Source organism: Kamptonema animale CS-326 (assembly GCF_028330895.1).
Classification (GTDB): domain Bacteria; phylum Cyanobacteriota; class Cyanobacteriia; order Cyanobacteriales; family Microcoleaceae; genus Kamptonema; species Kamptonema formosum.
On sequence record NZ_JAQMUA010000389.1, the window covers coordinates 1 to 13,003 of the forward strand.

The window sequence follows — 13,003 nt, forward strand, 5'->3', positions numbered from 1 at the left end:
AACCAGGGGGATGCTTCTCCTGAAACCCCCCTTACTAAGGAAGAAACTTCTTCTGAAACCCCCCTTACTAAGGAAGAAACTTCTTCTGAAACCCCCCTTACTAAGGGGGGCATGGGGGGTTTAGAATTGTGCGATGGTTGGATTCTTTCTCGCTATCATCAAACTGTAGAAGCAACTCGCAACTATATCGAGAATTACGGTTTGGGAGAAGCTGCTAAGGGACTTTACGAATTTATTTGGGGTGATTTTTGCGACTGGTACATTGAGTTAGTTAAGTCTCGCTTGCTACCCGATGCCGATCCTACCTCAAAGCAAGCTGTACAGCAAACTTTAGCTTATGTACTGGAAGGGATTTTAAAATTATTACATCCTTTCATGCCCCATATCACTGAGGAAATTTGGCATACTCTCACTCAAAAAGGTGAAGAAGAATGTCTCGCTTTGCAAGCTTATCCAGAGGCGGATAAATCTCTGATTGATGCTGACTTAGAACAGCAGTTTGAGTTGTTATTTGGTACAATTAGAACAATTCGTAATTTACGGGCTGATTCTGACATTAAACCCAGCGTTAAAGTGACAGTAATTCTGCAAAGCGAAAGCGAGAAGGAACGCCAAATCTTGACAGCAACAGAATCTTATATTCAAGATTTAGCTAAGGTTGAAAACTTGACTATCACTTCTAGTTTAGATCCTAATTCCCCCCTGCTTAAGGGTGGCGATGGGGGTTCGATTGCTGGAGTTGTAGGAACTGTACAAGTGATAATTCCTCTAGCCGGAGTCGTAGATATTGCAGCTTTACGCGCTAAATTAGAGAAGAAACTTGGCAAAGTGGAAGCAGAAGCAAAATCTATTTCTGCACGTTTGAATAATCCTAAGTTTGTAGAAAAAGCTACTTTGGAAGTTGTTCAAGGTGCGAAAGATGCTTTAGCGGAAGCTGAGAAACAAGCGGAAATTTTGCGCGATCGCATAAATCAATTCTAAACCCTAACGCCGCCCTCTGGGCAGTAAAATTACCGCCCAGAGGGCGGCGTTACAAAATAGCTAAGTCCTAATAATTGGCAGAAAAAATAGCTATGTTACACTTAGCTCAAGTAGAGAAGGAAAGAATTTTAGGACAAATAGCCCTAAGATTGCTGGCTTGCCAAGAACCGGACAATACTTGGGCTATTCTTAGGGAAAAAAATGTTTTCCTGACTACAGACACAATTCTCAACTCAACTTTTAACCACACCTTCAACGAAGGCGTATTAGTGTTAGTAGAGATTACAGATCGTCAAGAAATTTCCAGTATTCAAGAGGCAACAAACTGGGTACTTAAACTCGTAGAGCAATATTTAACTAAAGGAATTACACTAGATTTTTTACAGCAAGAATGTGAAAAAGCCGAACAGTGCCGACAGATTTTAACTTTACAAAGCCAAGAATTATCGCGCCGCGCTCTAGAAATAGAAGCACGGCGAGAACAGATTCAAACCTTAGAAGAAAAGCTCCATCGTGAAAAACAGCTTTTGGAAATGATGGCTGCCAAATTAAAAGCACAACCCAATTAATAGCATTGATAAAAATTACGTAACCCCACCTAGAGAGCGAGGTTACGTAAGTAGCTTAGAGGAGATTGAGAGTTCCTAAAACAGTTCGGCTGACGCAGACGGTAAGCTTGTCGAACTGCACGGCGAAGCTCTTGATTCTAGTTCCTTCTTTCCCTAACCCCTACCCCCTATAGCCCCTAGCCCCTCGCTATATTTAGCATCAGGCAAATATAACTGCGGATCGGAATATGGCTTATGTCCATTCTCCTCAAAAACTGGCGTTTCCCCAGCTAGCAAAAACTCCCGAATTAAACGCGCGATCGCTCTTTGAGCTAAACGCCCCGCCACTTGCTGTCCCATTTGTTGTAATTGTGGTTTAACCAACAACTGTGGTATATATTCTAATGCCTTCAATCCATCAAAACCGGGAGTATCTTGCAGAATTCCCCAGATCCTTTTAATGTGTTCTAAACTCTGCTGTTCCGCAGATGTCACCACAGGTGAATCCGCCTTTACACCGAACCATTCGCTGACTACAGCCTTAGCATTAGCAAAAGCAGTGCGAGAGAGTACATCTAAACTTTTAACTAATTCCTCCACAATGCGCTCGCGAATGAAATCTCCCCGCTCCGAAAACAAGAAATCTAGCGCCTGATTCAATACCTTACTAATATCATAATCCTCGCTATCTCTAGCATTCTTAAGTAAGTTTTCCAAGCGATTCCAGCGGAAACTCCCTTCTTTAAATAGCAAATCCCGAAGCGACGCTCTTAATTCTGGAGCTGGATCGCTCAACAACCGTTTCGCCACGTAAGGATAAGCCTTACTCAGCACTTTAAAATTAGGATCGACATTAATTGCAATCCCTTCTAATGTTACTAGCGATCTGATAATCAAAGCATAATAAGCAGGCACTCGGAACGGATAATCATACATCAAAGCTGACAATTGATCGGTAATGCTTTTGAAATTGAGTTCCGCAACGCTTGCACCCAAAGCATTATTAAATACATTCGCCAAGGCGGGAATAATTGGCGTTAAGTCAGTCTCTGGCGTTAAAAATTCTAACTTCACATAGTCCCTTGCTAAACCTTCAAAATCGCGGTTTACTAAATGGACTATAGCTTCCAATAATCCATATCGCTGATAAGGTTTAACTTCACTCATCATCCCGAAATCCAAATAAGCCAACTGACCATTAGGAGTTGCTAATAGATTCCCCGGATGCGGATCGGCATGAAAAAAGCCGTGTTCTAGCAGTTGTCTTAGAGAACACTGAACTCCCACTTCTATTAAGTATGGTGCATCAATTCCTTGGGCGCGGACAGCTTCTAAATCAGTAAGTTTAGTACCAGTAATCCACTCCATTGTCAAGACGCGGCGACCCGTTTGTTCCCAGTAAATTTTAGGGACGTAAATATCTTTGATATAGCCGTAAAGTTGAGCAAATCTTTCAGCGTTATGACCTTCGTGATTGTAGTCCATTTCTTCATAAATTCGCTCCCCAAATTCATCCATAATTCCTACTAAGTCGCTGCGGATGAATTTGAAAGTTTTGTGCGCCCAAATCGCCAATGTTCGGAGAATATATATATCCAAACCAATGCCCTCAGCTAAATCAGGGCGTTGCACCTTGACGGCAACTATTTCGCCAGTTTTCAATTTACCTTTGTAAACTTGTCCGAGAGAAGCTGCTGCTATCGGATTAGGGCTGAGTTCTGCGTAAATTTCATCTGGAGGAGCGCCTAGTTCTTCTTCTATAAATTGATAAGCTAACTCGTTGGAAAAGGGCGGTAATTGGTCTTGTAATTTCGATAATTCCTCTAAATAAGTAGATGGTACTACGTCAGGTCGTGTTGAGAGTGCTTGTCCGATTTTGATGAAAGCTGGGCCAAGTTGGCTAAGAATTTCTCGCAGGCGGATTGCTCGTCGCTGCTCATTTTGAGTAACGCGCCCGGTTTTTTTGTCTCGCCACAAACTGAAAGCAAAGCTGATAAATGTCCAGACAACGCTCGATAACCGCCCCCAGACTTCAAAGGGGCGCTGGCTATAGTATTCCGCACTCGCACTTGGGTTGTAGCGAAGGGGCTCTTCTGCTTCGCCAGCCATATCTAGAGCTGATTTCAGGCTTTCGGAGTTGGCTGGAATTGGCTCTAGTTCTATTTCTACTGGGCGCACGGAGGGCATTTCTACCACTGAACCATTGGCTAGTGGGGTATGAGTCCCTGAATCTGAATAAACCTGTGGCGAAGCAGGCGATACCGTCTTGACATCCATATAATCTGAGACTGATTAGGGCAGTGTTAATACATTGTAACAATCTGCCTGCCTTGCACCACAGCTTTAGGGCATAGAGCTTATGGAAGATGGGGGAGATGGGGGAGATGGGGGAGATGGGGGAGATGGGGGAGATGGGGAGGATGGGGAGGATGGGGAAGATGAGGCGAATGGAGCGGATTTAGCTACTCTATCTCCCTCGCTCCCCTGCTCCCCTGCTCCCCCGCTCCCCTGCTCCCCTGCTCCCCATCCCTATTCCCCACTGGCGGCTTTATTGAATAACCGATTGCGAATATCCGAAAGCTGTGCTTGATTGCTCACTGGCGATCGCGGTTTGGGTATTTCATTATCCGGCCAACTTGGCAAATCAAAACAGGGACAACAATCGGGTGGCATTCCCTGGGGGCGCAGAGGTATGGGCATTGCACAGCGAGCACAAGGATCTATGTCCCAAGCGGGAGTCAGCAGTTGTGCGATCGTTTCGCTGGTTCCTTCCAAGTAGCAGTCCCCCGTTTCAGGGGACAGAATTTTTTGCCAACACTCTTCAAATTCTTTGCTGTAGCGATCGCCTGCAATCACTGATTTAGGCAGCAGTGTTTCAGAGCCATTGCGAATTAAAACCTTTTTTCCTAACTGAAACCAGTAGGCTAGATATTTTCTAACTTGATTTTGTGATGCCATTTTTTTTGATAATTAAATTGTTTAAATAGCTACCAGCTAAGTGAAGTTCCACCAATTAGGGTGAGTTTACCAAATCTTTGACTTCTCTCCATTAATCCCATAAATTTCCGACCAACTCCTTCCTACTGCCGATAGATTTTGGCTAAAGAACTCCTCTAACTATTTGCAGATCGAATTTTGTTCACCAGCTTAATTGTGGGGAAAATAAAATTTAAGTGCAATTTAATGTTGTTATAATTTACTATAATAGCTGCCTTCGCTGAAAATAGCGCTCCCCAAACCTATAGTTATTATAAAGATTATCAAATATTAGATTGCCGATTTATATTTCCTGGTAGAGGGGAACCGAGAGCACTCAAATTCAAGACGTGACCGCCAGCAACCAGATAAACCGGATTTGCGATCGCGCCTAACTCCCGAATAGCAGTACCCAGGCGATCGCGAAACAAGCGGCCCAGAGGATAAGCGGGTATCACGCCCCAGCCAGTTTCCTCCGCCACAAAAATTACATCCCCCCTCGATTTCTGCAAACTGCTAAGTAAATCTTGCAGCGTTTGCCTCCACGCAGCCTCATCTAATGCCAAAATATTAGCTAGCCAAGTTCCCAGGGAATCAACCAACAAACAACTCGACTCATTTGCTAACTCAATCGTACCCGCCAAATCCACAGGCACATCCACAGTATTCCAACTTGCAGGGCGGCGATTGCGGTGTAATTCAATTCGAGCCTGCCACTCCGTATCATTCGAGTCAAGCAGAGCCGTAGCCACATAAATAACAGATTTGTGCGATCGCACAGCCAAAGTTTCCGCCCATTCACTTTTACCCGATCGCGCTGGCCCCGTAACCAAAATTATCTGACGATTCATAAATCCTAATCCTATAGCTAAAAATCATAAATGATAGCTTATAGCTAATTAGGAAGGCAAAATTAATAAATATTAACCGCTAAGCTATTGTGAATTTGAATTATATATTTCACTTCCCGATTCCCTACTCGTCAAAGCCTCTCCCCCTCGGCCCCTTTCCCCCTCTCGCCGCCTATGAACACTCCTAAAATTTCCGCCATTATCTGTACCCACAATCGAGACAATTATTTAGGTGCAGCCATCGACAGCTTACTAACACAGGAATTTACCGACTTTGAAATATTAGTAGTAGACAACGGCTCATGCGATCGCACCCGCGAAATCGTAGAATCCAAACTCACCAACCCCCACCTCAAATACATCTGGGAACCAACCATCGGCTTATCCGTAGCCCGCAACACAGGCGCAAAACTTGCCCAAGCAGAAATCCTAGCCTACCTTGACGACGATGCGATCGCTAGTCCCCAATGGCTATCCGTCCTCCACACCGCCTATCAAAACAACCAAAAACTAGCCATAGCCGGCGGCATCGTCACCCTACTCTGGCCACAAGACCTTCACCCTCCCAAATGGCTCTCCCCCGGTTTAGCAGGCAACCTTGGAGCCTATGACCTCGGCAATGACCCCCTCTACATCAACACACCAGGCTTAACCCCCAGAGGCTTAAACTACTCAATCCGGCGCACCTTCCTAGAACAAATAGGCGGCTTCGACACCAACTTAGGTCGCATCGGCAAAAAACTGCTCTCCAACGAAGAACTCCACGTCACCGAACAAGCATTAAAGTGGGGATGGCAAGTAGCCTATCTCCCCCAGGCCCTAGTAGCCCACAACGTCGCACCAGAGCGAATCAAAAAAACCTGGTTTTTAGAGCGCGGGTGGTGGCAAGGTATCAGCGAGTGTCACCGCGAACAACTCACCGGTCAAACTGGAATTAACCAACTATGCCGAGGAGGCGAGCGGTTAGCACGAGGTTCCTACAAATCCCTTAAATACATCACACAACCAGCCCAGCGCTTTGAAAACTTCGTTTATGCCTACGGTCAAATTGGTTACTTGAGTGCAGCCATCCAGCTCATGCTATTTCACCCGAAATCTACCGATAAGGGGTAGGCTATAGGTAGTAATTGAGGAGTTCGCACTTCACCATTCACAACTCTACAGCCTTCAGGTTCAAGCACTCAACCATGACCTCTACTTCATCCAAGATTCCGGTTTCCGTTCTCATCCCGGCCAAAGACGAAGAAGTTAATCTCCCTGCGTGTCTAGACAGTCTTACCAGGGCGGTCGAAGTGTTTGTGGTGGACTCCCAAAGCACAGACCGCACAGTAGAAATTGCCACCAGTTATGGAGTAGAAGTAGTGCAATTCTACTTTAATAACTGCTGGCCAAAAAAGAAAAACTGGTCTTTAGAAAATCTGCCCTTCCGCAACGAATGGGTATTAATTGTCGATTGCGACGAACGCATTCCTCCAGAACTTTGGGAAGAAATTGCTGAAGTCATCCAAGACCCCAATTTTGACGGCTACTATCTCAACCGCAAAGTCTTATTTTTAGATACTTGGATACGACATGGTGGCAAATATCCAGACTGGAATCTACGCCTGTTTAAACATAAAAAAGGTAGATACGAAAATCTAGGAACAGAAGCCGTTCCCAATACAGGTGACAACGAAGTTCACGAGCACGTCATTTTAGCCGGTCAAGTCGGCTACTTGAAAAATGATATGCTCCACGAAGACTTCCGCAACCTATTTCATTGGATAGAGCGCCACAACCGTTACTCTAATTGGGAAGCCCGCGTTTATTATAATATCCTCGCCGGTCAAGGCGACAGCGGCACAATTGGCGCTAATCTATTTGGAGATGCAGTACAACGCAAGAGATTTCTAAAAAAACTTTGGGTGTGGCTACCTTTTAAACCGATGTTGCGATTCTTGATGTTTTATATTTTTCAGCTTGGCTTTTTAGATGGGAAAGCCGGTTATATTTATGCAAGGTTGCTGAGTCAGTATGAATATCAAATCAGTGCCAAATTATATGAATTACGATATTGCAATGGTCAGTTAAATAAGACCGAAAAAACCAAAGGGGGAGATTCGGTTAAGGGAAATCTGAAGCCAAATTCATCATTTGAATTTGACCTAGAAAAGCCAGAAGCAGATATCTCGCAATCCCCGCTTCCTAATTCTCCCTCTCAAATTAATTCTCCTAATTCCTAACTAACTCCACCTAATTAAATGTCAAATAAATAGTAAAGCCTTCTTCTTTCTCTCCTAGACAACTAAAGCCTTCTTCCTTCTTCCTTTTTCCCCTTCTTCCTTCTTACTTCTTACTTCTTCTTTCTTCCCTCTTCCTTCTTCCCTCTTCCTTCTTCCTTCTTCCTTCTTATTAACACTATGGATGCTGAATCTCTAGTTGATTTGCGCCGCTACGACCAATCCTGGTTTGACAAGGGAAAACCTAGTTGGTTTATTTTGCTTTGGTGGTTAGTACAAGCGATCGCATTTCCTCTAACCCCTCATCATTTTAACGGCATAAGGCGATCGCTCCTGCGCCTCTTTGGTGCTAAGATTGGCACAGGTGTCATCATCCGTCCAACTGCTAGATTTACTTATCCTTGGAAAGTAGAAATCGGAGACTATAGCTGGATTGGAGATGATGTTATTTTTTATAGCCTTGACCATATTTCTATTGGTAAACATTGCGTAATTTCTCAAAAAAGTTACCTCTGCACTGGTACTCATAACTCCCACGATCCAGCCTTCGGTTTAATCACAGCAAATATTACCATTGGTAATGGCGTTTGGGTAGCCGCAGATTGTTTCATCGGCCCTGGGGTAGAAATAGGGGCTAACGCCTTAATTTCCGCCCGTAGCAGTGTTTTTGAGAATATGCCAGCAACTTTTGTGTGTATGGGAACACCTTGTCGGCCGCGTTATCCTAGAGAAATTTGTTAACCGGGAACTGTTAATTGGTGAGGACTTATCTCTCCTCTGCCTAAAGTGATAGAAGAAGGATAAGCTGTTACCCATTTAATGCTTCAGTCCTGGGGGTAATCGATCGCTACCTTAACCTACCATTAACTAGACCCCTCGCGATCGCGAATCACGCAAATATTGACAGTAAATTTACCTATTCAACGTAAAATTAGGAGGAATAAAGAGCTTACTGCCTTCTGCTTTCTGCCTTGTAGTTATAACTCATTTTAGTTGTTGACTAAACCAAAAATCAATGGTATGCTACTTTTAAGTTTTTATAAGTAAGTCAACTTAATAAAATTAAAGAGTTCCCGTAGGCTGGGCCCTTGGTACGAAACCGAACTCTTTGTTAACGGTTAACTGTTAACAAAGTACAAGGGTTTTGAGGGATAACTCTATCGTTCAACTTATCCTAAAAATACAGGACTTATGCAAAAATCTCTGTAACGCTGCAAACAAATTAACAGTTAAAAATTAAATTCATCATTTTTAATTTGGCATTTTTAATTTTTAATTGTTACATCTTAGCGGTTTCTTGACAGCGCCTACTGATGGCTTTACTGCACAAGCGTGCATAAGTCCGGAAATAATTAGGTTGACTACTTAAAAAAACATAAATCTTAAGCCCATAAAATCAGCCCTAATCATCACTACAATTTCAGCCAAGATAATGACAAATGAACTAGAGCTACCCAAAAAGCCATCCTTCATCACACCCGCCTTAATTGGGACAGTTTCATTATTTATAGCATTAATTCCCATATCTTTAGCACCAATATTAGTCAAATTTTGCGAAGAAGAAATCAGTTCAAATGCCGTAGCCTTTTATCGCGGTTTAATTGGTACATTAGCCTTTGGATTATTGAGTGGAATTGATACAGTCCGCCGCCAGCAACCGGGCAATAAACCTGTAGAAGTTCAGCCTTTTACAAAACGGGAAGTATGGCTATTCCTAGGAATGGGGATAGCCGCAGCTACCTACTTTATACTGTGGGCTTGGTCGCTAAATCAAACTACCGTTGCCAACGTTACTTTACTGTTTGGTTTGAACCCCGTTTTCATAGGTTTAGCAGGATGGTCGTTATTTGGTCAGCGATTTGATACGAAATTCCTAGTTGGTATGATGATGGCAATGGGAGGAGCTATCGCCATTGGATTCAATGACGTACAATTCGGTACAGACCAACTACAAGGTGATGCAATCGCCTTACTATCAGGGGTTTCCTTTGCGGCATATTTAATACTGGTAGAAAAACTCCGAAACAACTTTAGCACTGCGACAATAATGCTATGTCGCTGCGGGTTTACTACTTTATTTAGCTTACCCATTATCTTCGCCGAAGAGAGACTATTCCCCTACTCCGCAGTTGGTTGGTTTCTTTTAATTTTCCAATGCCTTTTCTGCCAAGTTTTAGGTCAAGGACTTCTAGCTTATAGCCTCAGTAAATTGTCGGCAGGTTTTGTTGCCATCACCCTTTTGATCGAGCCAATTCTTGCCTCAATCTTAGCTTGGATAATTTTTTCAGAACGTTTAGGGTTTTCAGATTGGGTAGCTTTTTCCGTAGTTTTATGCGGCATATTTCTCGCCCAATCCAGTCGATTTGCGGTTAAAATAACAAACGAAGGAGTATAGCCTGATGACAACTAAGTAGAAGGAAGAAGGAAGAAGGAAGAAGGAAGAAGGAAGAAAAATTTAGTTATAGCAACCGCCACAACGGTCTTGACATTCTCGATCGCCCAAACCCTTTCTCCGATTGTATTTTCCTCCTGCCTTCTGCCACTTGCCTTCTGTCTCCTGCCTCCTCCTGATTACTCATTCATATTTTTATAAGTAGCCACCGCTGACGGCGAACTCCGGTTCAAATACCGGAATATCCAATACTTGAAAACTGCATCTAAAATCACGGGAAAAGTAGCAATAAACAGAAAAATGAAATTTCTATTTTCTGGAACTCCTAAATGCTTAGATACATTTTCTAGAATTACTTCCCAGCCGTGAGGTGAGTGAAAACCCACAAAAATATCAGTAAACAAAATAATTATAAAAGCCTTAGCACTATCGCTGAGACCGTAAACAACATCATCCATAAAAGATTTTAAAATAATAATTTGTCTTTTGTTAGTAAAAAGGATGCCAGCGAAGACACTGCAGGCCACTATATCCGCAAAAACATTTTTAATAGCATTAGCACTTTCATTAAGATATTCTTCCGCAATTTCAATTGCTTTAATTTCTACCTGCTTCTCCTTTTCCTCAGCAGAAAGCGGCGAAACTAAACCGACTAACTCTCTAAACTTCAGCCTTTCTTCAAATCTCTGCAATTCATTAAAAGCTTCTTCTTCCAGATCGCCATTAATGAAAATTTGACTAATTTCCGTTCGGGAAATTTCCGGCGCTCTAGCGTGGTCAACGATTGGTCCCACTATGAAATTTTTTGATAACTGCTGAGCGAGGAGTGGAATTAAAATCAAAAGTAAAATGAACCTAATAGAAATAATAGTTTTTACCTTTGAATTGCGAAAATTTTTAATAACTTCCTTTTCCGCTTCCGGGTTTAACTCTCTAGTAATTCTATTCAGAGTTCCCAGAAGAGAACGGGGAAGTAAACTCATCTCTACGCTACTCGTATCAATATCGTTAGCTTTAATATTTTTATTCGAGTCTCGTGGATGGTTATTTTCGGATTGCTGAGGGCTTTGAGAGGGAGAATTTAGGGAAACATTCTGCGAATTGCCAACCGAGAGGATTGCCGTCAAATTTTCCGGCGTTTGAGCTTTCGTATACTTACCTATTACCGCATCAATAAACTCAAGCTTCTCAAAGAATTGTGAAGCTTTATCTTGCGTCTCTAGACCATAAAAGTTTGTAGATTTCTCCCCTAAATTTCTGTGATGAAGTTGACCTGCGACTCGCTCCTGAAAATCGAACACATAACGACTAGCATTAAACTCCACCAATCTCATTTTGACAATCTTTAAATATTTTCTCAGTTCCGAGTTAAAATAAGACTGTACGCTGTCACCGTAATTAACAGATTGAGCCGAGATTTTTTTGCCATTAAAATGCTCGTCTTCAAGCTCCTTAATTGCTAAGGCAGCATTGTAAGCCTGATCTAAGGCTCTCTCCGGCGTTTCTTGATACCAGTCGTTGGCAGAGTGCAAGTATTTTCCGATCTTGATCCAAGGAGATATAGTCATAGCTGAAATTGGTTAATACTTTTGGAAAAGTACCAGCAAGCATTAGTGTATTTGGTATCTTAGCAGATTTATTTATTGTAGAAACTGTGACCTCTGATTCTTTTTGGATTACTGGAAGTTCCCGCAGCGGTAAAACCACTCGCCTAGTAGAGCAGTTTTGTCAATGGAGCCGAACTGTTAAGCCTTTATCACCTAATTTTCCTCGCCGCCAAAGTCAGTTACAACGGATGGCTGGTCAGAGAGTACCAGCAATTTTGGTATTAGCCGCCAACGGCGACAACAGACTTGATTTAGCTGACCGGATTGCGGAAGCTACCTTTGGTCAACATTCCTTTCACTCAACTACGCCTCTAGGTTTTTTTGAAGACGAAGTAGTGCTGTTTTGGCCTCTCCTAATTCGATCGCTTGACTTGAGGGCCCAATTTCCGTTACGACTGCGACCTGAAACCGAACAGGAACTTGCGGCTATGCTCTGGCGTTCTGAACTGGACGCAGGCATTTTGGGACAAGCAGGTGTAGGTACAGAACGCATGGTGCGTAGAACTCTAGATTTATTCCAACTGGCTGCTCAGAGCGGTACACCCGCAGAAGAAATACCCACTCTTTTAGAAGAGGGATTTGCTGATGATAACGCGCCGGCAAGCCTGTGGGAAGTCATGGGAGAGTTGTTGGTGAAGTGGCGAGAGTGGTGTTTAGCCAGAGGATTACTTACTTATGGCATTATTTGCGAACTCTATTGGCGGTATTTGCTGGAAGAGCCTACTTATCAGCAACACTTAGCAGAGCGCTATCAAGCAGTGCTGGCGGACGATGTGGATGAATATCCCGCTATAAGTCGCCGCCTGTTTGAGTTCCTGCTCGATCGCGGCGCAGCAGGCGCTTTTACCTATAATCCCGATGGGGGAATTCGGCTAGGTTTAGGGGCTGACCCAGAATATATGGCAGACTTACAAGTACGCTGCTTGGTAGAAAACTTGAACCAGCCTACAGGCTTAGCCTCAGAGATTGGAGAGGCAGTTGTAGACTTGGCAGTGAATGCTTTTATATTTTACCCTTCAAACCACCGCTTACCTGCCTCAGTGCGATCGCTTCAAACCACTTCTCGCTCCGATTTGCTGCGAAAAACGGCTGAAACAGTCGTCGAGTTAGTACAGTCAAAAGCCGCAAAGCCCCAGGAAATTGCAGTGATTGCACCTGGTTTAGATGCGATCGCGCGCTACAGCCTAATTGAAATCTTTACCAGTCGCAACATCCTCATCGAATCCCTTAACGACCAACGCCCTCTCTCCAGTTCTCCTACCATCAGAGCTTTACTCACCCTTTTAGCCTTAGTCTATCCAGGTTTGGGTCGTCTAGTAGGAAGAGATGATGCAGCCGAAATGCTAGTCGTATTAAGTCAGCGATCGCCCAGAGGGGGAGGTAGGGGAGATGGGGAAGATGGGGAGGATGGGGGAGATGGGGGAGATAG

General features: G+C 43.5%; 10 protein-coding genes and 1 pseudogene. 7 read left to right on the forward strand and 4 right to left on the reverse strand.

Annotated features, from left to right (window positions below):
• Both PN499_RS22790 and PN499_RS22795 read left to right on the forward strand, forming a co-directional pair.
• Window positions 1-981: class I tRNA ligase family protein (locus tag PN499_RS22790; protein ID WP_272034900.1), on the forward strand; the 981-nt coding region annotated here is incomplete at its 5' end.
• Window positions 982-1,073: 92 nt separating this feature from the next.
• A complete protein-coding gene (locus PN499_RS22795) occupies window positions 1,074-1,550 on the forward strand; it encodes a hypothetical protein (protein ID WP_272034902.1) in 477 nt (158 codons plus the stop codon).
• A 153-nt stretch (window positions 1,551-1,703) separates the two neighbouring features.
• On the opposite strand, the gene PN499_RS22800 is transcribed toward PN499_RS22795, so the two are convergent.
• The 3 genes from PN499_RS22800 to cobU all read right to left on the reverse strand — a co-directional run bounded on the left by PN499_RS22800 (window position 1,704) and on the right by cobU (window position 5,356).
• Complete coding sequence (locus PN499_RS22800; RefSeq protein ID WP_272034904.1) at window positions 1,704-3,806, reverse strand: ABC1 kinase family protein; 2,103 nt, start codon at window positions 3,804-3,806, stop codon at window positions 1,704-1,706.
• A gap of 252 nt (window positions 3,807-4,058) precedes the next feature.
• A complete protein-coding gene (locus tag PN499_RS22805; protein ID WP_272034906.1) occupies window positions 4,059-4,487 on the reverse strand; it encodes a hypothetical protein in 429 nt (142 codons plus the stop codon).
• 302 nt (window positions 4,488-4,789) lie between these two features.
• A complete protein-coding gene (gene cobU / locus PN499_RS22810) occupies window positions 4,790-5,356 on the reverse strand; it encodes a bifunctional adenosylcobinamide kinase/adenosylcobinamide-phosphate guanylyltransferase (RefSeq protein ID WP_272034907.1) in 567 nt (188 codons plus the stop codon).
• Between the two features lie 174 nt (window positions 5,357-5,530).
• On the opposite strand from cobU, the gene PN499_RS22815 reads away from it, so the two are divergent.
• The 4 genes from PN499_RS22815 (at window position 5,531) to PN499_RS22830 (ending at window position 9,970) form a co-directional block, all read left to right on the forward strand.
• Complete coding sequence (locus tag PN499_RS22815) at window positions 5,531-6,469, forward strand: glycosyltransferase family 2 protein (protein ID WP_272034909.1); 939 nt, start codon at window positions 5,531-5,533, stop codon at window positions 6,467-6,469.
• 74 nt (window positions 6,470-6,543) lie between these two features.
• Window positions 6,544-7,578: a glycosyltransferase family 2 protein gene (locus PN499_RS22820; RefSeq protein ID WP_272034911.1), complete on the forward strand. Its 1,035-nt coding sequence runs from the start codon at window positions 6,544-6,546 to the stop codon at window positions 7,576-7,578.
• A gap of 177 nt (window positions 7,579-7,755) precedes the next feature.
• Window positions 7,756-8,316, forward strand: a complete 561-nt coding sequence (gene hpsU / locus PN499_RS22825) for a hormogonium polysaccharide biosynthesis acetyltransferase HpsU (protein ID WP_272034913.1) — start codon at window positions 7,756-7,758, stop codon at window positions 8,314-8,316.
• Between the two features lie 691 nt (window positions 8,317-9,007).
• Complete coding sequence (locus tag PN499_RS22830) at window positions 9,008-9,970, forward strand: DMT family transporter (protein WP_272034915.1); 963 nt, start codon at window positions 9,008-9,010, stop codon at window positions 9,968-9,970.
• Window positions 9,971-10,146: 176 nt separating this feature from the next.
• Here the strand turns inward: PN499_RS22830 and PN499_RS22835 are convergent, their stop codons facing one another.
• A complete protein-coding gene (locus PN499_RS22835; RefSeq protein WP_272034916.1) occupies window positions 10,147-11,535 on the reverse strand; it encodes a proton extrusion protein PcxA in 1,389 nt (462 codons plus the stop codon).
• An 8-nt stretch (window positions 11,536-11,543) separates the two neighbouring features.
• On the opposite strand from PN499_RS22835, the pseudogene PN499_RS22840 reads away from it, so the two are divergent.
• A pseudogene (locus tag PN499_RS22840) lies at window positions 11,544-13,003 on the forward strand (recombinase family protein); the annotation flags it as partial.

Coding starts and splice junctions, on each gene's coding strand:
- PN499_RS22795 (WP_272034902.1), top strand. CDS start 1,074: ATGTTACACTTAGCTCAAGTAGAGAAGGAAAGAATTTTAGGACAAATA.
- PN499_RS22800 (WP_272034904.1), bottom strand. CDS start 3,806: ATGGATGTCAAGACGGTATCGCCTGCTTCGCCACAGGTTTATTCAGAT.
- PN499_RS22805 (WP_272034906.1), bottom strand. CDS start 4,487: ATGGCATCACAAAATCAAGTTAGAAAATATCTAGCCTACTGGTTTCAG.
- cobU (WP_272034907.1), bottom strand. CDS start 5,356: ATGAATCGTCAGATAATTTTGGTTACGGGGCCAGCGCGATCGGGTAAA.
- PN499_RS22815 (WP_272034909.1), top strand. CDS start 5,531: ATGAACACTCCTAAAATTTCCGCCATTATCTGTACCCACAATCGAGAC.
- PN499_RS22820 (WP_272034911.1), top strand. CDS start 6,544: ATGACCTCTACTTCATCCAAGATTCCGGTTTCCGTTCTCATCCCGGCC.
- hpsU (WP_272034913.1), top strand. CDS start 7,756: ATGGATGCTGAATCTCTAGTTGATTTGCGCCGCTACGACCAATCCTGG.
- PN499_RS22830 (WP_272034915.1), top strand. CDS start 9,008: ATGACAAATGAACTAGAGCTACCCAAAAAGCCATCCTTCATCACACCC.
- PN499_RS22835 (WP_272034916.1), bottom strand. CDS start 11,535: ATGACTATATCTCCTTGGATCAAGATCGGAAAATACTTGCACTCTGCC.